Source organism: Sphingopyxis sp. QXT-31 (assembly GCF_001984035.1).
Taxonomy (GTDB): domain Bacteria; phylum Pseudomonadota; class Alphaproteobacteria; order Sphingomonadales; family Sphingomonadaceae; genus Sphingopyxis.
This window is the reverse complement of the sequence record NZ_CP019449.1, coordinates 3,399,628-3,420,078: the sequence shown is the minus strand read 5'-3', so window position 1 is coordinate 3,420,078 and position 20,451 is coordinate 3,399,628. Positions and strand designations below refer to the sequence as shown.

Below are 20,451 nucleotides of genomic sequence, written 5' to 3'. Positions count from 1 at the left end.
CTTTGCGCCGCGAAAGACAGCAGGTATCCGCAGGTAAATCGTCGGCCAGTCCCAGATCGGGCGGTTCGGCTCCCAAGGGCGAGCCGACGCGCTGGCGGCTGTGGCTGCGCCGCATCGTCCGCTGGGGCCTTGGCCTCGCGCTGGTCGGTCTGGTCGCGCTGGCGGTCGCGGTCGGCATCGCGGTGCAGCGCATCCCGAGCTTCGAGGAGCTCAAGAAATCGCCCGCGGGACAGACGATCCGCGTCCATGCCGCCGACGGCACGGTGTTCCTCTCGCTCGGGCCCAATTACGGGCGCTGGCTGACGCTGCGCGAAACCCCCCAGGTGATGCAGGACGCGATGGTCGCGGTCGAGGACCGGCGGTTTCGCTATCACCCCGGGGTCGATCCGGTCGGCATGACGCGCGCCGCGGTCGTCGCGGTGCAGAATCGCGGCTCGGGCCGCCGCCTGCAGGGCGCATCGACGATCACCCAGCAGCTCGCGCGCAACATCTTCCTGTCGAACAGCTACACCTGGACGCGCAAGGCGCGCGAGATGGTGCTGTCGATGGCGCTCGAATGGAAATTCTCGAAGGACGAAATCCTCGAGCTCTATCTCAACAAGGTCTATTTCGGCGGCGGCAGTTACGGCATCGACGCCGCGTCGCGGCGCTTCTTCGGCCATAGCGCGACCGAAATGTCGCTGTCCGAGGCGGCGGTGGTCGCAGGCCTCGTCAAGGCGCCGTCGCGCTATTCGCCGACCGCCGACGCGCAGGCCGCGCTCGGCCGCGCGGGCGTGGTGCTTGGCGTCATGGTCGATGCGGGGGTGATCACCCAGTCGCAGGCCGACAGCGCCAAGCCCGCCGACGTCCAGATGGCGCAGGAGACGGGGCAGAACAGCGCGCGTTACTTCAGCGACTGGGCGCTGCCGCAGCTCGACATGCTGATCGACGAGGGCAGCGAGGCGATCGACGTCTACACCACCATCGACCTCGGCATGCAGCGCGCGGCGACCAGTGCGATCCAGGCCAACGTGCCGGGCGGCGCGCAGGGTGCGCTGGTGTCGATCGACCGCGACGGCGCGGTGCGCGCGATGGTCGGCGGCACCGATTATGTCGCGTCGAACTACAACCGCGCGACGCAGGCGACGCGCCAGCCGGGATCGGCGTGGAAGGTCTTCGTTTATATGGCCGCGCTCGAATCGGGCTATAAGGTCGACGACGAAGTGGTCGACGAGCCGGTGACCATCCGCGGCTGGAGCCCGCGCAACTCGTCGGGGCGCTTTGCCGGCGCGATGGACCTGCGCACCGCCTTTGCCTATTCGGTGAACACCGTCGCCGCGAAGCTGGGCGACGAGGTCGGCACCTCGTCGGTGGCCAACATGGCGCGCCGCTTCGGCATCTCGACTCCGATCAACACCCAGCCGGCGATGGTGCTGGGCAGCTCGGAAGTGCGCGTGATCGACATGACCGCCGCCTTTGCCGCGATCTCGCGCAAGGGCGTGTCAGCGGCGCCCTATGGCATCACCAAGGTCACCACCGCCGACGGCCGGCTGCTTTATCAGCGCGCGCCCGAGCGCGGGACGGTGCTGGTCGACGACTGGGTCGCCGCGGGGATCACCGACCTGATGCAGACCGCGGTCGCCACCGGCACCGGGCGCGCGGCGCAGATCGGCCGCCCCGTCGCGGGCAAGACCGGCACGACGACGAGCAACAAGGACGGCTGGTTCCTGGGCTTCTCCAGCGGCCTCACCACCGGCGTGTGGATGGGGCGCGACGATGCCAAGGCGGTCGGCGGGCTACAGGGGGGGCGGGCGCCCGCGGCGGCCTTTGCCGACTTCATGCGCGTCGCGGTCGCGCGACGCCCGGTCGAGCAATTCGACACCGAGGTCAAGCTGCCCGACTGGCAGCTCGAGGACGAGGACGAAGCCTATCTGGGCGAGCCCGGTGAGGGCGGCTTCGTCGACGAGAATGGCATGCCGGTCGAACTTCCTTACGGGGGCAGCGAGAATCGCCCTCCCGAGGAAGGCGACGAGCCGCAGGTCGAGCCGCCGGTAATGGACCAGCGCTGGCTCGACGAGCAGACCGGCGGCGGCAATGGCGCGCAGCCCAAGGCGCCGCAGCCCGCACCGAAAGCCCCCCCCGCGAACAAGGCGCTGCCGCCCGCGGTCAAAAGCTCGACGGTGCGCGTGCAGAGCGGAAACAACCAGGGGAATTGATCTGTGCGATCCTCCCCACGCGAAGCGATGGGGAGGTGGCAGCCCGCAGGGCTGACGGAGGGGTCGACGCCGCCCGATGTCAGTGCGATCTTTCGACCCCTCCACCACGCCCTTCGGGCGAGTGCTGGGTCGTCCAGTCCCCCGGACTGGACTTGGATTGCAGGGGGCAATCCAACCCTGCACTCCCCCTCCCCATGGCTACGCCAAGGGGAGGATCTATTCAGCCAAACCTATACCGGTGCAGACCGCGCCCTTCGCGGCGCAGCCAGGTCCGCGCCGCGGCGACGTCGCCGTCGTGGAGTTCGTTGACGAGCGCGTGGAAGGCGCGGCCATGGTCCATGTGGCGCAAATGCGCGACCTCGTGCGCGACGGTCGCGCGGCGGACATGGTCGGGTGCCATGACGAGCCGCCAGCTGTAGCGCAGGTCGCCGGTCGCGGTGCAGCTGCCCCAGCGGCTGCGCGGGTCGCCGATGCCGATGCGGCCGAGGGCAAGTCCGGCGCGCCCCGCGATGTCGCGGCTTTCCGCGGCCATCAGGTCGAGCGCCTGCGCCTTCAGCCAGCGCTCAACGCGGCGGCCGACACCGTCGGCGGGGCCGCCGAGATACAGGGTGTCGCCGTCAAGGCGAACCGCACGCGGCAGCCCCGGGTTCCATGCGATAAGCCGGTCGATGCCGAACAGGGGCACGGTCGATCCGGGGCCGATCTCGACCGGCACCACGGCCTTGCCCACCTGCTCGGCCAGCCAGTCCTGCTGCTCGCTCGCCCAGCGCAGCGCCTTCGCCGCGCTGCCGCGACGTGGCAGGGTCAGGCGGAGCTCGGCGCGCGCGGCGTCGAATACGAGGCGGTAGCGGCGCGACTGCGCATGATGGACCAAGCGCACCGGCCACAGCGTCTCGCCCACGCGGATATGCGGGCCCTCGGCCGCCTTCAGCTCAGACGATGCGTTCGACAAGATGATTTTCCAGCGGCCCCGCGACCTGTTCGGCGACCGTCCAGCCCACGATCGACTGGCCCGCGCGGTGCACCGCGTCGCGGTCGCCGCTGACCAGATAATGCCAGTCGGGCAGCGGCCGGTCCTCGGCGCGCAGGCGATAGGCGCAGCTTTGCGGCAGCCATTCGATGTCGGCGACACTTGCCTTGGTCAGCGTCAGGCAATCGGGGACGTGGCGCCGCCGGTGCTTGTAGTCGCCGCAGCGCGCGGTCTGGAGGTCGAGCAGGCGGCACGCGACATTGGTCGGATAGATGCGGCCCGTGTCCTCATCCTCCAATTTGTGCAGGCAGCATTTGCCGCAGCCGTCGCACAAGGCCTCCCATTCGCCGGCGTCGAGGCTGGCGAGCGGCATGTCCCAGAAGCGCCGCGCCGTCACTTCACCCATTTCTGAAGGTCGGCGGCGACCTTGTCGGGCGCGCCCTCGTCGATGTCGGTCGAGGGATCGTCGAGCGGCAGCAGCACCAGCGGCTTGCCCGCGGGGTCCATCAGGAAAGCGAGCTGGCTGTGCGCCATCAGATAGCGGTCGGGCGCCGAGCCATCGACCTTGTGATAGGTGACGACAAAAGCCTTGGCGACCTCGGCGATCTGTTCGGGCGTGCCGGTGAGGCCGAGCAGCCGCGGGTGATAGCGCGCAACGAAGGGTTTGAGCGCCGCGGGGGTATCGCGCGCCGGATCGACGGTGATGAAGATCGGCTGCACCTTCGCGCCGCGCGCCGCGTCGCTCTTTTCGAAAGCGGCGAGCCCACGCATCAGTTTCTGGACGTCGACCGGGCAGATGTCGGGGCAGAAGCTGTAGCCGAAATAGACGAGACGGTATTTCCCGGCAAAGTCGGTGTCGCGGACGGTCTTGCCGTCCTGGTCGGTCAGCGTGAACGGCCCGCCGATCTTCGCGCCTTCGAGCGGCGGGCGGGCGTCGGCCGCGGGCCCGGCGGGACCGCCGCAACCGGCGAGCGCGACGCCGGCGAGCAGGAGCAGGCTTGCGCGAACGGCCTTTTGGCCCATATTCAGTCCATTCATCATCGCGCCAGCCTTGCTGGGCTAGGCGGCGAAAATCAACCTTTGTCGTCGTCCCCGCCAAAAGGGACGCGCGGCCGTTTCGAACAGGGTCCCGCTGGTCATGCTCCGTCGCACCGCCTTTCGCCTCGCCTCGCTGTCGCTGGTCGCCAGCATCGCCGCGCTCGCGCTCACCCCGGCCGCGCAGGCGCAGTTCCGCGGCGGTTACGCTTTCCTGCAGGCGGTCGACGACCGCGACGGGACCAAGGCGACCGACGCGCTGAAGGATGATCCGGCGATCGTGAACACGCGCAACCCCGACACCGGCGAGACCGCGCTGATCCTGGTCACCAAGCGCCGCGATACGACGTGGGTGCGCTTCCTGCTCGGCAAAGGCGGCGATCCGTCGATCGGCGACCGCCAGGGCATGACCCCGTTGATGCACGCCGCGCTGCTCAACACCACCGACGCCGCCGAGGAGCTGCTGGGCAAGAAGGCGCCGGTCGACCAGACGAACCGCCGAGGCGAGACCGCGCTCATCCTGGCGGTGCAGGCCAAGAACAGCGCGATGGTGCGCCTGCTCGTCCGCCGCGGCGCCAACCCCGACAAGGCCGACCATATCGCGGGCATGTCGGCGCGCGACTACGCCAAGCGCGACGACCGCAGCGGACAATTGACCGCGATGCTCGACGCCAAGGCCGACGCACCCGTGCGCGAGCTGGGGACGACTTTCGGCCCCAAATAGGCGCACGCGACGCCTCAATGTGATTCTGCAATTGACAATCACATCATGGTGTGAAAACTTTGCATCATGTCCACACAACTCATCGAGCGCATCCGCGCCATCGTCGATGACGGCGCCATGTCCCGTTCGGGGCTCGCGCGCGCCGCCGGTCTCCACGCCAACAGCCTGCGCGACCTCGATTCGCCGGGCTGGAACCCGACGGCGGATACGCTGCGCAAGCTCGAGAATTGGCTCGCGCACGGCAGCGACCTGTCGCCGATGGCCAGCCCTGAGGAAATCATCGCCGAGGCGCGCAACGGCCGCATGTTCATTCTCGTCGACGACGAGGATCGCGAAAATGAGGGCGACCTCGTCATCCCCGCGCAGATGGCGACCCCCGACGCGATCAACTTCATGGCGACGCATGGCCGCGGCCTCATCTGCCTGACGCTGACCAGGGCGCGCGTCGACATGCTGGGGCTCGAACTGATGAGCCGCCAGAACGGCACGCGCCACGAAACCGCCTTCACCACCTCGATCGAGGCGCGCGAGGGCGTTACCACGGGCATTTCGGCGGGCGACCGCGCGCGCACCGTGGCGGTCGCGATCGACGCCGGCAAGACGCGCGACGATATCGTCACCCCGGGCCATGTCTTTCCGCTGATCGCGCGCGACGGCGGCGTGCTCGTGCGCGCCGGCCACACCGAGGCATCGGTCGACATCGCGCGGCTCGCCGGGCTCAACCCGTCGGGCGTGATCTGCGAGATCATGAACGACGACGGCACGATGGCGCGGCTCGACGATCTCGTCCCCTTCGCGCGGCGCCACGGGCTGAAGATCGGCACGATCGCCGACTTGATCGCCTATCGCAATCGCAGCGACCGGCTGGTCGAATGCGTCGCCGACGAACCGTTCGAATCGGACTATGGCGGCGACTGGCGGCTCAAATCCTATCGCAACAAGATCGACGGCAGCGTCAATCTGGTGTTGCAGAAGGGGCCGGTCGATCCCGAGGGCGTGACGCTGGTCCGCATGCATGCGGTGTCGATCTTCGACGACATCATGGGCCGCCCGGGTCCGAAGAAGCGCCGCCTGCAACGCTCGATGGACGCTATCGGCGAAGCGGGGTCGGGGGTCATCGTGATGCTGATGCGTCCGTTGCCCGGTTCGGCCGACGCCGAGGCGGCCCCTGCGCCGACCGGCGGCATGGACCTCAGAACCTATGGCATCGGCGCGCAGATCCTCGCCGACCTCGGCGTCCATGCGATGGAATTGCTCACCCCCACCCACAGCAATATCGTCGGGCTCGAAGGCTATGGCCTGTCGGTCGTCGGCGAACGCCCCATTCCCGGAGAATCCTGATGGCCCATGTCCTGATCGTCGAAGCGCGCTTCTATTCCCACCTGAACGACATGCTGCTGGACGGCGTGCGCTCGGCGCTCGAAGCCGAAGGGCACAGCCACGAGACGGTGACCGTCCCCGGCGCGCTGGAAGTGCCCGCAGCGATTTCGCTGGCCGCCGACAGCGGACGCTACGACGCTTATGTCGCGCTCGGCGTCGTGATTCGCGGCGAAACCTATCATTTCGAGGTCGTCTCGAACGAGAGCGCGCGCGGCATCATGGCGCTGACGCTCGACGGGCTGGCGATCGGCAACGGCATCCTCACCGTCGAGAATGAAGAGCAAGCGCTTGCGCGCGCCGACAAGACGCGCAAGGATAAGGGCGGCGAAGCGACGAAGGCCGCGCTCGCGATGCTGGCCCTGAAGGAGCAGTTCGGCATTGGCTGACCGACCACCCCCCAGCCGCTATTCCGTCGTCGAACGCGGCGGGCGGCTGGTGGTGATCGACAGGACGACCGGCCAGATCCCGCTGAGCGCCGCCGAGCGCATGGACCAGCACGACCGCGCGATGGGCGTCGAGCCGATCCGCCCCGAACGCAGCCGAGCGCCCGACATGTCCACCGCGGCGCGGGCCGAATCGGGACTGAGCGCGCGGCCGGCGCCCGCTCAGCAGGCCGCCACGCCGCCTGCTCCGCCAAAGGCCGCCGATAGCGGCAAGGGGGCGATGGCGGCCGCGATCGCCAAACGCAACAAGCGGCCGTGGACCCAGAAATCGAACGACCGCCCCGCGCTGCAAGCCAATGCCGAGCCTGCGCGCATCCCGAGCCGCCCGGCACCGCAAGCCGGCGCACGCAAGACCATCGTCACCGGCAAATGGTGGGACAGCAAAGGCCCGCGCACGATCGAGCTCGGCCCCAAGGGTCAGGCGGCGCTGAGCGGCGGTTTCGTCACCATCTTCTTCGTCGCGCTGATCGCAGCGATCGTGCTGCTGATGATCGAGCCGGTGATCTTATTCATCGTCGGCTTCCTCTTCGTCCGCTTCGGCAGCGGTGTGCTCGGGCCGATCGGCGCGGGTATCGTCGACAAGGCGCTGGCGGAGCGCGATTAGCGAAAAAGATCCTCCCCACGCGCAGCGATGGGGAGGTGGCAGCCGGCGTAGCGGCTGACGGAGGGGTCTACGCCGTCTGACGTCGGTGCAACCGTTCGACCCCTCCACCACCGCCTGCGGCGGCGGTCCCCCTCCCCATGGCTGCGCCAAGGGGAGGATCTGGAGCCTTACGCCACCTGCAGCGCCGGATAGTCGGTGTAGCCTTCGGGGCCCGCCGAATACCAGGTCTGCGGATTGTCCGCCGACCATTCGGCGCCCGCGCGAATCCGCTCGACCAAATCGGGATTGCCGATGAACGGACGCCCAAAGGCGATCGCGTCGGCGCGCCCGCTCGCGACCGCCTCTTCGGCGAGTGCGGCATCATAGTCGCTGTTGAGGATCAGCGGCCCCTTGAACGCCGCGCGGATCGCCGGCGACTGTTTGGGCACGTCGGTCTTGCCGAACGTCCCCTCGGGACCGGGTTCGCGCAGCTCGAGGAAGGCGATGCCGAGCTCGCTCAGCGCCGCCGCGGCGGCCGGGAAGAGCTTTTCGGGCGCGCTATCATCGACGCCTTGGGTGGCGCCGTTGGGCGACAGGCGCACCGACACGCGGTCCTTGCCCCACACGCCGATCAGCGCTTCGGTGACTTCGCGCAGCAGGCGGATGCGGTTTTGGGCCGAGCCGCCATAATCATCGTCGCGCAGGTTCGAATTGTCGCGCAGGAACTGGTCGATCAGATAGCCGTTGGCGCCGTGCAGCTGCACCCCGTCGAAGCCCGCCTTTTTCGCATTCTCCGCTGCATGGACATAATCGGCGATCACGCGCGGAATCTCCTGGAGCTCGAGCGGCCGCGCGACCTCGAGGTCGCGGCGGCCGACCGGGGTGTGCGCGCGGCCCTCGCCGACCGTCGCCGAAGCCGACACCGGCGGCTTGCCGTCGTTGAACACCGAATGGACGAGGCGGCCCATGTGCCACAGCTGCGCGACGATGCGCCCGCCGGCTTCGTGGACGGCTTCGGTCACGGGCTTCCAGCCCTCGACCTGCGCGTCGGTCCACAGGCCCGGCGCGCTCGGCCAGCCAAGGCCTTCCTGCGAAATGCCGGTGGCTTCGGAGATGATCAGGCCCGCCGAGGCGCGCTGGCGATAATATTCGCGTGCAAGCTCGTTGGGCACGAAGCCGGGGCCGGCCCGGCCGCGCGTCAGCGGCGCCATGATGATGCGGTTCGGCGCCTCGATGGCGCCCAGCTTGATCGGATCGAACAAAGTCACGGACATGGAATTCTCCTCGTCGTCTTTTTATAAGCGACGCCCCCCGGGGTCGCCGCTATGGGCAGCGAAGCTATGGACAGCGGCGCCCCGGCGCAAGCATGGGTAGCAAAAGAAAATCTAACGGCAGGACAAGCGGTGACCGAGGACAGCGCAGCGAATCAGCCGAGCCGCTGGGCCTTTGCCGCGCTGCTCGCGGGCAATATGGCGCTGTCGATCGGCGCGATGCTCGTGCGCCTCGCCGATACCGGGCCGACCGCCTCGGCCTTCTGGCGCATGACGCTCGCCGCGCCGGTGCTGATCGTCCTCGCCTGGCGCGAGACCGGCGGGCGGTTGCCGCCGCGCCCCGCCATGCTGATCGCCGCCGCCGCGGGCATCTTCTTCGCCTTCGACCTCGCCGCCTGGCACATCGGCATCCTCCAGACCAAGGTCGCCAATGCGACTTTGTTCGGCAATTGCGCCAGTCTGTTGCTCGTCATCTGGGGCATTTTCCTGGCGCGCACCCTGCCGCGCGGATGGCAGGCGCTGGCGATCGGCCTCGCCTTCGCGGGATCGGCGCTCTTGATGGGGCAAAGCTACGAACTGTCGCCCGACTATCTGGTCGGCGACCTGCTCAGCCTGCTCGCGGGGGTGCTCTACACCGGCTATGTGATCCTGATGCAGCGGGTGCGAGGGACGATCGGCGCCTGGTCGGCGCTCGCGATCGCGTCGCTCGTCTGCCCGCCGATCCTGCTGACCACCGCGCTGGCGCTCGGCGAGGCGGTGATGCCGCACAACTGGACCCCGCTGCTGCTGCTCGCGCTGACCAGCCAGATTATCGGCCAGGGGCTGATGATCTGGTCGCTGCCGCGCTTCAGCCCGCTCGTCATCGGACTCACCCTGCTCGTGCAGCCCGCGCTCGCCGCGCTCGCCGGCTGGCTGATGTTCGGCGAACTGCTCGGACCCGTCGACCTGCTCGGAGGCCTGCTGGTCGGCGCGGCGCTGGTGCTGATCCGGTTGCCGAGCCGCGGCGAACGGCCTATCTGACACTTATGGCTTCCACCCTGCCCGCCGACCCCACGCTCGAAGAGATTCGCGCCGCGCTCGCACCGCTGATCGCCGCGAACGCCGCCTTCGATGGCTTCGGCGAAGCCGCCCTGGCCGACGCCGCGGCGCGGGCCGCGGTCGATTCCGATGTCGCGCGGCTCGCCTTTCCCGGCGGCGGGCGCGACATGGTCGACGCCTGGTTCGCCGATATCGACGCGGCGATGGCCGCGAAATGGCCCGCCGAAAAGCTTGCCACGCTCAAGATTCGCGAACGCATCACGACGCTGGTCGAAGCCCGGATCGACCTGCTCGCGCCGAATCGCGAGGCGCTGCGCCGCGCCTTGGCGCTGCTCGCCTTGCCGACCAATATTCCCTTCGCCGCGAAGCTGGGCTGGCGCGCCGCCGACCTGATGTGGCGCCTCGCGGGCGACACCGCGACCGACTATAATCACTACAGCAAGCGCGCCATCCTCGGCAGCGTCTATGGCGCGACGACGGCGGTGTTCCTGAACGACGAGAGCGAGGGCCACGCCGACACCCGCGCCTTTCTCGCGCGCCGCATCGATCAGGTGATGCGCTTCGAAGGCTGGAAGCACCGCCGCGCCGCGACGAAGGTCGAACGCCCCAGCCTCGCGCGCTTCGTCGGGCGGCTCCGCTACCCGGGCCGCTGAGCGCCCAAGATAAAGAACTGGCGCCGCGCGGGCGATATTGATAATCGCTCGCAAATGACTGCTTTGCTCGATAGCGCGCCGCTGGGCGTCGCGGTGCGGATCGCCGGGATCGACTGGTCCGCCATGTCCGAGGACGAAGGACGGCGCCTGCGCGAATTTGGATTGATGGAGGGGGTGGAGATCACCCCGTTGCACCGCGGCAGCCTCTTTTCGCGCGACCCGCTCGCGCTCGCGGTCGGGCGGATGCGCGTGATCATCCGCGCGCGGCAGGCGGCGATGATTTCGGTCGAGGCGCCGCAAAGCGAGCCCAAACCCGCATGACCGGCGCCGTCCCTACCATCGCGCTCGTCGGCAATCCCAATGCCGGAAAATCGAGCCTGTTCAACGCGCTGACCGGCGCGCGGCAGAAGATCGCCAATTATCCGGGGGTCACCGTCGAGCGCAAGGCGGGGCACGCGAGCTTCGCCGACGGCCGTCCGATGTCGCTGATCGACCTGCCCGGCACCTACAGCCTGATCCCCGCAAGCCCCGACGAGGCGGTGACGCGCGACGTGATCCTTGGGCGTCAGGACGGCGAGCGCCAGCCCGACGCGCTGATCGTCGTGCTCGACGCCGCAAACCTCGACAATCATCTCTGCTTCGCGCTCGAACTGATCGCGCTCGGGCTGCCGACGGTGGTCGCGCTCAACATGCTCGACTTGGCGGAACGCGACGGGCTGACGCTCGACCCCGCGCGGCTGTCGCAGGAACTCGGCGTGCCCGTCGTGCCGACGGTGGCGGTGCGCAAGCGCGGCATGGCCGAGCTGCTCGGCGCGGTCGACGAGGCGCTGCGGACCGCCAAGCCCGCGGCATCGATCGCGCAGGTCCCGACCCCGAGCGACGCCGCGCTGCACAGCCGCGCGCGCGCCATCGCGCGCGCCGCGACCCTATCCGAAACCCCGGTGCGCCGCTGGACCGCGCGCGTCGACGCGGTGGTGCTGCACCCCGTCGTCGGTTTCCTGATCCTGCTCGCGCTGATGTTCGTCATGTTCCAGGCGGTCTATGCCTGGGCCGGACCGCCCGCCGACGCGCTCGAAGCCGGGGTCGGCGTGCTCCAGAGCTGGGTCGTCGCGAATATCCCCGAGAATTTCCTCCGCGATCTGGTCGTCGAGGGACTGCTCGCGGGCGTCGGCGCGGTTGTGGTCTTCCTGCCGCAGATCCTGATCCTCTTCCTCTTCATCCTGCTGCTCGAGGCGTCGGGTTACATGACGCGCGCCGCCTTCCTGATGGACGGGCTGATGGCCAAGGTCGGCTTGTCCGGGCGCGGCTTCATTCCCTTGCTGTCGAGCTTCGCCTGCGCAGTGCCCGGCATCATGGCGACGCGCGCGATTCCCGATGAAAAGGACCGGCTGACGACGATCCTGATCGCGCCGTTGATGACCTGCTCGGCGCGGCTGCCCGTCTATGCGCTGATCATCGCCGCCTTCGTCCCGAACCGCGGCGTCGGCGGCACAGGGATCGGGCTGCAGGGGCTGGTGCTGTTCGGCCTCTATCTGGCGGGCATCGTCGGCGCGCTCGTCGTCGCCTATGCGCTCCGCCGCACCGTCGCCAAGGGCAATGCCGCGGGCTTCATGATGGAAATGCCGCGTTACCAGATGCCGCAGTGGCGCGACATCGCGCTCGGGCTGTGGCAGCGCGCGTGGATCTTCCTGCGCCGCGCAGGCACGATCATCGCGCTCACCACCGTCATACTCTGGCTGCTGCTGACCTTCCCCAAGGCACCCCCGGGCGAAAGCCAGGTCGAGTATAGCGTCGCGGGCCGCATCGCGAGCGGGCTGGAGGTCGTCGTCGAGCCGATCGGTTTCAACCACGACATCGCGCTCGCGCTGATCCCTGCGATGGCGGCGCGCGAGGTCGCGGTCTCGGCGATGGCGACCGCGAACGCGATCGACGCCGATGGCGACGAGGATGCGATGGCCGAGACGCTGGGCGAACGGCTGCAGGGCAAGTGGAGCCTCGCCACCGCACTCGCCTTCCTCGCCTGGTTCGTCTTTGCGCCGCAGTGCATTTCGACGATCGCGATCACGCGCCGCGAGACCAATGGTTGGAAATGGCCGATGTTCATGGTTGGCTATTTGTTCCTGCTCGCCTATGCCGCAGCAGGTATCACTTACTGGACGGCGGTCGCCTTCGGACTCGGCTGACGTCCCCTCAATCTATCGGGAGCGGAGCGGCGATGGCTGGCAGCGTCAACAAGGTTATTTTGATCGGCAATCTGGGCGCGGACCCGGAGATCAAGTCGTTCCAGAACGGCGGTAAGATCGCCAATATCCGCATCGCGACGTCGGAGAACTGGAAGGACCGGATGACCGGCGAGCGCAAGGAGCGCACCGAATGGCATAATGTCGTGATCAACGGCGACGGGCTGGTCGGGGTGGTCGAGCGCTACCTGAAAAAGGGCAGCAAGGTTTACATCGAAGGCTCCTTGCGCACCCGCAAGTGGCAGGACCGCGACGGCAACGACAAATATACGACCGAAGTCGTGATCGCGGGCATCGGCGGTGCGCTGACGATGCTCGACGGCGCGCCGGGCGGTGGCGGCGGTTCGCGTGGCGGTGGCGGCGGTGACTGGGGCGGCGATTCGGGCGGAAGCTCGGGCGGCGGCTGGAACCAAGGCGGCGGCGGTTCGTCGGGCGGCTCGGGCGGTGGCGGCTTCGGCGGCGGCTCGGGTGGCGGCGGCGGCGGACGCCCGCCGTTCGACGACGATCTGGACGACGACGTCCCCTTCTGAGGCGCTGAGCCATGGCGAGTGACCTGCTGATCGCCGCCGACGTCGCGCGCGGCGTGTGCCGGCTGTTCGCGCAGCAAGGGCTCGTCGCGATCCCCGAGGTGCCGCTGCCCAACGGGCGGCGCACCGACCTCACCGCGATCGATGCCAAGGGCCATATCACCATCGTCGAGATCAAGGTCAGCCGCGCCGACCTGCACGGCGACGGCAAATGGCCCGACTATTGCGACTGGTGCGACCGCTTCTATTGGGCGCTCGCCGCCGGGCTCGACCCCGCGATCCTCGAGACCGAGGGCTATCGCCCCGAGACCTCCGGCCTGATCGTCGCCGACCGCTATGGCGCGGCGGTGGTGCGCGAGGCGGCAAGCTGCAACCTCGCCCCCGCACGGCGCAAGGCCGAGCTGCTGCGCATCGGCCGGCTGGCGATGCGGCGCTCGATGGTCGCGATGGATCCCGAAATCGCGGCGGGCTGGGTCGAGGGCTAGGCGCCGCGCGCCTGCATCCGCGCGAGATAGCGCGCGAGGATGTCGATCTCGAGGTTCACCGGCCGCCCCTCGGCCGCCTCGTCGAGCGTCGTCATCGCCTGGGTGTGCGGGATGATGTTGAGCGTGAAATGCGCCTCGCCCGATGCGAGGTCGGCGACCTCGTTCACGGTCAGCGACACGCCGTCGACGGTGATCGAGCCCTTGGCCGCGATATGCGGCGCGAGCGCGGGGGGCGCGGCGACGGTGACCGCGATGCTGTCGCCGACCGGCGTCACCGACACGATCCGCCCGACCGCGTCGACATGGCCGGTGACGATATGCCCGCCGAGTTCGTCGCCGACCTTGAGCGCGCGTTCGAGGTTCAGCCGGCGCCCCGGCTCCCACATCCTCGGCGCGGTACGCGCGATCGTCTCGGCGCTGGCGTCGATCGCGAACCAGTCGCCGTCGGCGCCCTTGCCCTTGTCGACCACGGTCAGGCACGCCCCCGAACAGGCGATCGAGGCGCCCAGGTCGATGCCGTCGGTGTCGTAGGCGGTGGCGATGACGAGCCGTGCGTCGCCGCGATCTTCGCGCGCGCGCACGGTTCCGATGTCGGTGATGATGCCGGTGAACATGTGGGTCTTATCCTTCTCTGACGCGCTCGTATACGTCGAGCCGGTCGCTGCCAAGCAGGCGGCTGTCGGCGAGCCGCCAGCGCCCATGCGCAGCGCCAAGATCGGTGAGCCCGATATCGCCGAGCGCGGGCACGCCTCCGCCGATCAGGATCGGCGCGCGATAGAGCAGGAGCCGGTCGACGCGGTCGGCGGCAAGAAAGGCCGACGCCGCACCCGCGCCGCCCTCGACGAGCAGCGAATCGACGCTCTCGATCGCTTCAGGCGAAGCGACCGCTGTCCAGCCGGCGGGCGCTTCGCCGCGCGTGAGCAGCAACCGCTGCGGGCTGCGATCCGCGAGGCCGGGCAGGCGTACATCCAGTGTGGGCGAATCGGCTTCGTAGGTGCCGCGCCCGACCAATATCGCCTGATGCATCGCGCGTTCGAGATGGCCGTGCGCCCGCGCGCGGTCGCCGGTGATCCAGCGGCTCGATCCATCGGCCAGTGCGATACAGCCGTCGAGCGAGGTCGCGAGCTTGAGCGTCACGAAGGGCCGCCCCGCGACCTGGCGCGTCCACCAGGGCGCCATCACGGCGCGGGCTTCGGCGGGCAGGACGTTGAAGACGACCTCGATCCCGGCGCCCTGCAGCCGCGCGATGCCCAGCCCGTCGGTGCGCGGATCGGGATCCTGCGCCGCGACGACGACGCGCGCGACCCCCGCGGCGATCAGGCCGTCGCTGCACGCCGGGCCGCGCGGGCTGGCGTGCGCGCAGGGTTCGAGGCTGACAAAAGCGGTGCTCCCGCGCGCCGCGTCGCCGGCGGCGGCGAGCGCCGCCGCCTCGGCGTGCGGGCGCCCGCCGGCCTGCGTCCAGCCGCGCCCGACGACGCGGCCGCCGCGCACGAGGATACAGCCGACATTGGGGTTGGGCGCCGAGCCCGGGCGCCCGCGCCACGACAGCGCGATCGCCGCCGCCATCCAGTCGGCATCGGCGCGGGCGCGTTGCTGCATCGATTAGCGGGCGGTCGCGGGAGGCGTGGCTGGCGCCGGCGGCCCGGCAGGCTCCGCCTTCGGCCCCCGCGCGGCGCGTTCGGCGAGCGTCGAGCGCTTCGGCGGCTCGGGTTTCTTCTTCGCCGCCGCCGCGGCATCGGCGCCGAGCGTTTCCTGCGTCAGCTTGTCGGCTTCGGCCGAATCATATTCGACCCCCATCATGTCGGCGAGGCGCTGATATTCGGCGCGCTTTTCAGCGTTGCGCTGCGTGATCTCCTTGGCGCGCGCGACCCAGTCGGCGCGTATCTCGGCGTCGCTGCGCTTTTCGGACCAATTCTCGAAATAGACGATCTGCGCCTTGGGCTTCTCATAAGGGATCAGATATTGCGACACGCCGTTGAACACGATGTAGGTCAGCGCAAGCGCGACGCCCCACACCGCCCAGCGATGCGGCCGCGGCTCGCGGATATAGGCCCAGAAATCGGACAGGCCGCCGCCAAGGTCGGGAGGGGTGAACATGCGCATGTCCGCAATTTAGGCGATATCGCACCGATTTGCGAGGGGGTAGCGATTGCGCGCGCCGCACGCCGCCCGGTGTCACGATTGCAGAAAATGCAACAGCAGATGCTCATTTCGCAGTTGCACAATTTTTTGTGCGCTGCAATATGAGCATGCCTTTTAGGCATCCTCTCCCAAAACTTTCACGGGCCACCTTCGGGTGGCCCTTTTTTTAGCCTAAAACCGCCGATTTCTCGACTTTTTAAGTCGAGAAATGCGATCCGGTTCGAATCAGCGGCTGCGAATCACTGCTGGACGGGCGTCCGCGATTCGAATCGGCGCACCTCGGCGATGAAACTTCCCGGCAGCGCGGTCGGCTGGCCGCTGTCGCTGTCGATATGCGCGTAGCTGATTTCTATATCGGTAAGCCGCTCGTTATCGCGAAAAATTCCGCAATGGAGCGTGAAGTTTGTCCGCCCGAAGGCGCTGATCCGCGCGGCGATGGTGATCAGCTCGTCGAGCCGCGCGGGCGAATGATAGTCGATCTCGCAATGCGTCTCGCGAATGTCCGTACCATATTGGTGAAAATAGGGTCCGGGCTGGCCCTCGCCGAGCGCGCGGAAATATTCGGTCACCCCGATGTCGGCGTAGACCAGATAATGCGCGTTGAAGACGATATTCTGCCCGTCGATCTCGTTGAAGCGCACGCGCACCGTCTCCTGCACGCGAAAATCGCCGAGCGGAACCTGTTCGAGTCCCATAGTCAGGCGGCGAGCGCGGCGGCGCGGCGGTCGAGCGGCGCGCAGGCGGCGGCGAGCCACTCGCGGTCGGCGCCTTCCATGCCCGGCGCCAGTTTTTCGAGCACCGTCGCGTGATAGGCGTCGAGCCAGTCGGCCTCGGCCCCCGACAGCAGCGCGACATCAACCAGGTTCTGCGCGATCGGCGCGAAAGTGATCGTCTCGAATCCCAGCATATCCTCTTCGGCGCCGTCGATCGTCTGCGGCACGACGATCACCAGATTCTCGATGCGGATGCCGAAATGCCCCGCCTTGTAATAGCCGGGCTCGTTCGACAGGATCATGCCGGCGTGCAGCGGCTCCTCGGTCCCCGCCTGCCCGCCCGAAGGCTTGGCGATGCGTTGCGGCCCTTCGTGGACCGCGAGATAGGTGCCGACGCCGTGGCCGGTGCCGTGCGCATAATCGACCCCGTCGGCCCACAGATATTGACGCGCGAGGATGTCGAGCTGGCTGCCGCGCGTGCCCTTGGGGAAGCGCGCGGTCGCGAGCGCGATATGGCCCTTGAGCACTTGGGTGAAGCGGCGGCGCATCTCGGCGGTCGGCGTCCCGATCGCGATGGTGCGCGTGATGTCGGTCGTGCCGTCGGCATATTGCCCGCCCGAATCGACGAGATAGAGCGTGCCGGTCTCGATCGCGCGGTTGGTCGTCTCGTCGACCTTGTAATGCGGCAGCGCGCCATTGGGGCCGGCCGCGGAAATCGTGTCGAAGCTCAAGTCGACAAGCCCGCCATTCGCCTCGCGGAATTCGCGCAGCTTGGCCGCGGCGCCGAGCTCGTCGAGGCCGCCCTGCGGCGCGACCTCCTCCATCCATTGCAGGAAGCGAGCCACCGCGACGCCGTCGCGGACATGCGCGGCGCGCGTGCCGTCGAGCTCGACGTCGTTCTTGATCGCCTTGGGCAGCACCGCGGGGTCGCGGTGACGTTCGATCTTCGCGCCCGCCGCCTCGAGCGCGGTGAAGATCGCCGCGACCGCCGAGCCGGGATCGACCGCGACTTGTCTGTCCTGGAGATCCGCGAGCGCCGCCTCGAACGCGCTGCGATCATGAATGCGGACGCTGTTGCCCAGATGCGCGCGCACCGCGTCGGTCATCTTCTCGGGCGCGATAAACAGGTCCGCGGTGGCGTCGGCGTGGAGCAGCGCGAAGGCGAGCCCGACCGGTGTGTGGCTGACGTCCTGCCCGCGGATATTGAAGGTCCAGGCGATCGAATCGAGCGCGGTCATCACGCTGGTGTCGAGCCCCTTGTCCTTGAGCCAGTCGGCGATCACCTGGCGCTTGTCGACCGCGCTCTGCCCGGCGAGCTTGACGTCGTGCACCGCGATCGGCGCGTCGCTAGGCGCGGGCTGGTCGTCCCACACCGCGTCGATCGGGTTGCTGTCCGCCGCGACGAGCTCGGCGCCCTTGGCCTTCAGCGCCTTCGCCGTGGCATTGGCCCAGTCGATGCCGTGGAGCCACGGGTCATAACCGACCTTCTGCCCCGCGCTGACATTGGCGCCGAGCCATTCGGCGACGCTCGACGCCGGCACGCCGACATAGTCGAAAAGCGCGCCGTCGACCTGGTCGCGGACCTGCACCGTATAGCGCCCGTCGATGAACACCGCGGCCTTCGCGGGCAGCACCGCCGCGGTCCCCGCCGAGCCGCCAAAGCCCGTCAGCCACGCCATGCGCTGCGCATAGGCGCCGACATATTCGCTCATATGCTCGTCGCTGATCGGCACGACGAAGCCGTCGATCCCGCGCTTCGCGAGTTCGGCGCGCAGGCGGGTCAGGCGATCGGCGTGGACGGGGCTGGACATCGGATGTTCCTTGTTCCTACATCGCGGCAATCCCGCCCGATCCGGGCGACACCGCGGGGGTTTCTGGTTATGCGCGCTATTTGGATGTTTCTGGCGGCAATTGCCACCCCGCTTGTCGCGCCCCCCGGCGCTTTGGCCGAAGAGAAAGAGACGATTTTGACCGATACGACCCCTCCCCCGGGCGCCGCCCCCGTCGCGGAGAAGCGCCCGCACGAAATGACGCTGCACGGCAAGACGCTCTCGGACCCCTATCACTGGCTGAAGGACGAGAGCTATCCGGTGATCGACGACAAGGACGTCCTCGATTACGTCAAAGCCGAAAATGCGTATTTCGACGCGGCGATGAAACCGCACGCCGACCTCGTCGAAACCCTGTTCCAGGAAATGAAGGGCCGCATCAAGGAGGCCGATTCGTCGGTGCCGCAGAAGGACGGCGACTGGGTCTATTGGGTCGAGTTCGAGGAAGGCGCCGAGTATAAGAAATGGTACCGCAAGCCTGCGTCAGGCGCCGGGGATGCCGTCCTGATCCTTGACGAGGTCGCGATGGCGGCGGGTAAAGATTATTTCCGCCTCGCCGAAGTGTCGGTCAGCCCGAACGGCAAGCTGATGGCCTATTCGTTCGACGACAATGGCTCCGAACGTTTCGAAGTCCGCATCCGCAATCTGGAAACCGGCGAAATGCTGCCCGACGTCATCCCCGGCACCTTGTCGTCGCTGGTCTGGACCGCGGGCAATGACGCTTTGCTCTATGGCCTCGCCAACGAAAATTGGCGCACCGACAATGTCCGGCTGCACAAGCTCGGCACGCCGATTGCGCAAGACAAATTGCTCTACAAGGAGCCCGACATCGGTTTCGGCGTCGGCATCGGGAAGACCGCGGCCGACAATTATATCGTGATCGCGACGGGCGATAACGAAACGAGCGAAGTCTATCTGCTCCCCGCCGACAATCCCGAAGCGCCGATGCAGCTCGTCTCGGCGCGCCAGAAGGGCCGCGAGTACAGCGTCGACGAGCGCGACGGCACGCTCTACATCCACACCAACGACGAGCATCCTAACTTCCGCGTCGCGACCGCGAGCATCAAGACGCCGGGCGAATGGAAGACGCTGATCCCCGGATCGGACCACAGCTACATCACCGGTTTCTCGGTGTTTCGCGACTCTTTTGTGCTCGAAGCGCGCGAGGACGGGCTCGACCAGGTCGATGTCCGCAAATATGACGCGCCGCTGGTCCCGGGCCGCATCAAATTCCCCGCCGCGACCTATGTGGCCGGGCTCGGCGACAATCCCGAATATCATCAGGACAAGCTGCGGCTCGACTATGAATCGATGGTCACCCCCGACACCGTCTATGACTATGACCTCGCAAGCGGCAAGCTCGAGACGCTCAAGGTGCAGGAAATTCCTTCCGGTTACGACGCCACGCAATATGTAACCGAACGGGTTAGTCTGCCGAGCCGCGACGGCAAGACGATGATCCCCGCCTCGCTCGTGTACAAGAAGGGGACGAAGCTCGACGGCAGCGCGCCGATGCATCTCTATGCCTATGGCAGCTACGGCTATCGCGTCCCGCCGGGTTTCTCGACGACGCGACTCAGCCTCGTCGATCGCGGCATGGTCTATGCGATCGCGCATGTCCGTGGCGGCGACGACATGGGCCGCGCCTGGTATCTCGCGGGCAAGACGACCGAGCGCAAGAACACCTTCAACGACTTCATCGATGTCGCGAAGGGGCTGATCGCCAAAAAATACACCAGCGCGGGCAAGATTTCGGTCGAGGGCCGCTCGGCGGGCGGGCAGGTGATGGGCGTGATCTATAACGAGGCGCCCGAACTGTGGGGCGCGGTGCTCGCGGGGGTGCCCTTCGTCGACGTGATCAACACCATGGTCGACGAGACGCTGCCGCTGACGCCCGGCGAATGGCCCGAATGGGGCAATCCGATCACCGACAAGGCCGCGTTCGACTATATGCTGAGCTACAGCCCCTATGACAATGTCACCGCGAAGGCCTATCCGCCGATGCTGGTGTCGGCGGGGCTCAACGACCCGCGCGTAACCTATTGGGAGCCGGCGAAGTGGGTCGCCAAGCTCCGCGCGACGCGCACCAATGATTCGACGCTGCTGCTGCGCACCAACATGGGCGCGGGCCATGCGGGCAAGTCGGGCCGCTGGGGCGCGCTGCGCGAAGATGCCGAGGAATTCGCCTTCGTGCTGACGCAGCTGGGGGTGGAGAAATAGGGC

At 68.0% G+C, this 20,451-nt stretch carries 21 protein-coding genes; 12 read left to right on the top strand and 9 right to left on the bottom strand.

The window, feature by feature from the left end; translation table 11 throughout:
- Positions 1-2: 2 nt before the first annotated feature.
- Complete coding sequence (locus BWQ93_RS16510; RefSeq protein WP_077031456.1) at positions 3-2,195, top strand: transglycosylase domain-containing protein; 2,193 nt, start codon at positions 3-5, stop codon at positions 2,193-2,195.
- Between the two features lie 220 nt (positions 2,196-2,415).
- On the opposite strand, the gene BWQ93_RS16505 is transcribed toward BWQ93_RS16510, so the two are convergent.
- The 3 genes from BWQ93_RS16505 to BWQ93_RS16495 are packed head-to-tail and all read right to left on the bottom strand — an operon-like array spanning position 2,416 to position 4,206.
- Positions 2,416-3,147, bottom strand: coding sequence for a M48 family metallopeptidase (locus tag BWQ93_RS16505; RefSeq protein ID WP_232314637.1), 732 nt, complete (start codon positions 3,145-3,147; stop codon positions 2,416-2,418).
- On the bottom strand, positions 3,128-3,571 hold the full coding sequence (locus tag BWQ93_RS16500) for a YcgN family cysteine cluster protein (protein ID WP_077031455.1): 444 nt from the start codon (positions 3,569-3,571) through the stop codon (positions 3,128-3,130). Before BWQ93_RS16500 ends, BWQ93_RS16505 begins: the two co-directional genes overlap by 20 nt.
- The gene (locus BWQ93_RS16495; protein WP_077031454.1) at positions 3,559-4,206 is read right to left on the bottom strand and encodes an SCO family protein; all 648 of its coding nucleotides are present in this window, start codon (positions 4,204-4,206) and stop codon (positions 3,559-3,561) included. The genes BWQ93_RS16500 and BWQ93_RS16495 overlap by 13 nt, the downstream gene beginning before the upstream one ends.
- A gap of 97 nt (positions 4,207-4,303) precedes the next feature.
- On the opposite strand from BWQ93_RS16495, the gene BWQ93_RS16490 reads away from it, so the two are divergent.
- The 4 genes from BWQ93_RS16490 (at position 4,304) to BWQ93_RS16475 (ending at position 7,351) form a co-directional block, all read left to right on the top strand.
- Positions 4,304-4,924, top strand: coding sequence for an ankyrin repeat domain-containing protein (locus tag BWQ93_RS16490; protein WP_077031453.1), 621 nt, complete (start codon positions 4,304-4,306; stop codon positions 4,922-4,924).
- A gap of 66 nt (positions 4,925-4,990) precedes the next feature.
- Positions 4,991-6,265, top strand: a complete 1,275-nt coding sequence (ribB, locus tag BWQ93_RS16485) for a 3,4-dihydroxy-2-butanone-4-phosphate synthase (protein ID WP_077031452.1) — start codon at positions 4,991-4,993, stop codon at positions 6,263-6,265.
- A complete protein-coding gene (gene ribH / locus BWQ93_RS16480) occupies positions 6,265-6,690 on the top strand; it encodes a 6,7-dimethyl-8-ribityllumazine synthase (protein WP_077031451.1) in 426 nt (141 codons plus the stop codon). Before ribB ends, ribH begins: the two co-directional genes overlap by 1 nt.
- Positions 6,683-7,351, top strand: a complete 669-nt coding sequence (locus BWQ93_RS16475; RefSeq protein WP_156878268.1) for a hypothetical protein — start codon at positions 6,683-6,685, stop codon at positions 7,349-7,351. Before ribH ends, BWQ93_RS16475 begins: the two co-directional genes overlap by 8 nt.
- Positions 7,352-7,518: 167 nt before the next feature.
- Here the strand turns inward: BWQ93_RS16475 and BWQ93_RS16470 are convergent, their stop codons facing one another.
- Positions 7,519-8,604, bottom strand: coding sequence for an alkene reductase (locus BWQ93_RS16470; protein WP_077031449.1), 1,086 nt, complete (start codon positions 8,602-8,604; stop codon positions 7,519-7,521).
- A 129-nt stretch (positions 8,605-8,733) separates the two neighbouring features.
- Between BWQ93_RS16470 and BWQ93_RS16465 the strand changes: the two genes are divergently transcribed.
- The 6 genes from BWQ93_RS16465 to BWQ93_RS16440 are packed head-to-tail and all read left to right on the top strand — an operon-like array spanning position 8,734 to position 13,544.
- Positions 8,734-9,621 carry a DMT family transporter gene (locus tag BWQ93_RS16465; protein ID WP_077031448.1) on the top strand — a complete coding sequence of 296 codons (888 nt, stop codon included), beginning with the start codon at positions 8,734-8,736 and terminating at the stop codon, positions 9,619-9,621.
- A gap of 5 nt (positions 9,622-9,626) precedes the next feature.
- Complete coding sequence (locus tag BWQ93_RS16460; RefSeq protein WP_077031447.1) at positions 9,627-10,292, top strand: COQ9 family protein; 666 nt, start codon at positions 9,627-9,629, stop codon at positions 10,290-10,292.
- Between the two features lie 54 nt (positions 10,293-10,346).
- Complete coding sequence (locus BWQ93_RS16455; protein WP_077031446.1) at positions 10,347-10,613, top strand: FeoA family protein; 267 nt, start codon at positions 10,347-10,349, stop codon at positions 10,611-10,613.
- A complete protein-coding gene (gene feoB / locus BWQ93_RS16450; RefSeq protein ID WP_077031445.1) occupies positions 10,610-12,475 on the top strand; it encodes a ferrous iron transporter B in 1,866 nt (621 codons plus the stop codon). The genes BWQ93_RS16455 and feoB overlap by 4 nt, the downstream gene beginning before the upstream one ends.
- 32 nt (positions 12,476-12,507) lie before the next feature.
- Positions 12,508-13,062: a single-stranded DNA-binding protein gene (gene ssb / locus BWQ93_RS16445; RefSeq protein ID WP_077031444.1), complete on the top strand. Its 555-nt coding sequence runs from the start codon at positions 12,508-12,510 to the stop codon at positions 13,060-13,062.
- 11 nt (positions 13,063-13,073) lie between these two features.
- Positions 13,074-13,544, top strand: a complete 471-nt coding sequence (locus BWQ93_RS16440) for an MmcB family DNA repair protein (RefSeq protein ID WP_077031443.1) — start codon at positions 13,074-13,076, stop codon at positions 13,542-13,544.
- Here the strand turns inward: BWQ93_RS16440 and BWQ93_RS16435 are convergent.
- From BWQ93_RS16435 to BWQ93_RS16415, 5 genes are all read right to left on the bottom strand, one after another.
- The gene (locus BWQ93_RS16435) at positions 13,541-14,158 is read right to left on the bottom strand and encodes a riboflavin synthase (RefSeq protein WP_077031442.1); all 618 of its coding nucleotides are present in this window, start codon (positions 14,156-14,158) and stop codon (positions 13,541-13,543) included. The genes BWQ93_RS16440 and BWQ93_RS16435 overlap by 4 nt on opposite strands.
- A 7-nt stretch (positions 14,159-14,165) precedes the next feature.
- Positions 14,166-15,143, bottom strand: a complete 978-nt coding sequence (ribD, locus tag BWQ93_RS16430) for a bifunctional diaminohydroxyphosphoribosylaminopyrimidine deaminase/5-amino-6-(5-phosphoribosylamino)uracil reductase RibD (protein WP_232314636.1) — start codon at positions 15,141-15,143, stop codon at positions 14,166-14,168.
- Positions 15,144-15,146: 3 nt separating this feature from the next.
- Positions 15,147-15,647, bottom strand: a complete 501-nt coding sequence (locus tag BWQ93_RS16425) for a hypothetical protein (RefSeq protein WP_077031441.1) — start codon at positions 15,645-15,647, stop codon at positions 15,147-15,149.
- A gap of 278 nt (positions 15,648-15,925) precedes the next feature.
- Positions 15,926-16,381 carry an acyl-CoA thioesterase gene (locus tag BWQ93_RS16420; RefSeq protein WP_077031440.1) on the bottom strand — a complete coding sequence of 152 codons (456 nt, stop codon included), beginning with the start codon at positions 16,379-16,381 and terminating at the stop codon, positions 15,926-15,928.
- Between the two features lie 2 nt (positions 16,382-16,383).
- Positions 16,384-18,210: an aminopeptidase P family protein gene (locus BWQ93_RS16415; protein ID WP_077031439.1), complete on the bottom strand. Its 1,827-nt coding sequence runs from the start codon at positions 18,208-18,210 to the stop codon at positions 16,384-16,386.
- 84 nt (positions 18,211-18,294) lie between these two features.
- Between BWQ93_RS16415 and BWQ93_RS16410 the strand changes: the two genes are divergently transcribed.
- Positions 18,295-20,448, top strand: coding sequence for a S9 family peptidase (locus BWQ93_RS16410; RefSeq protein ID WP_083720969.1), 2,154 nt, complete (start codon positions 18,295-18,297; stop codon positions 20,446-20,448).
- Positions 20,449-20,451 lie beyond the last annotated feature (3 nt).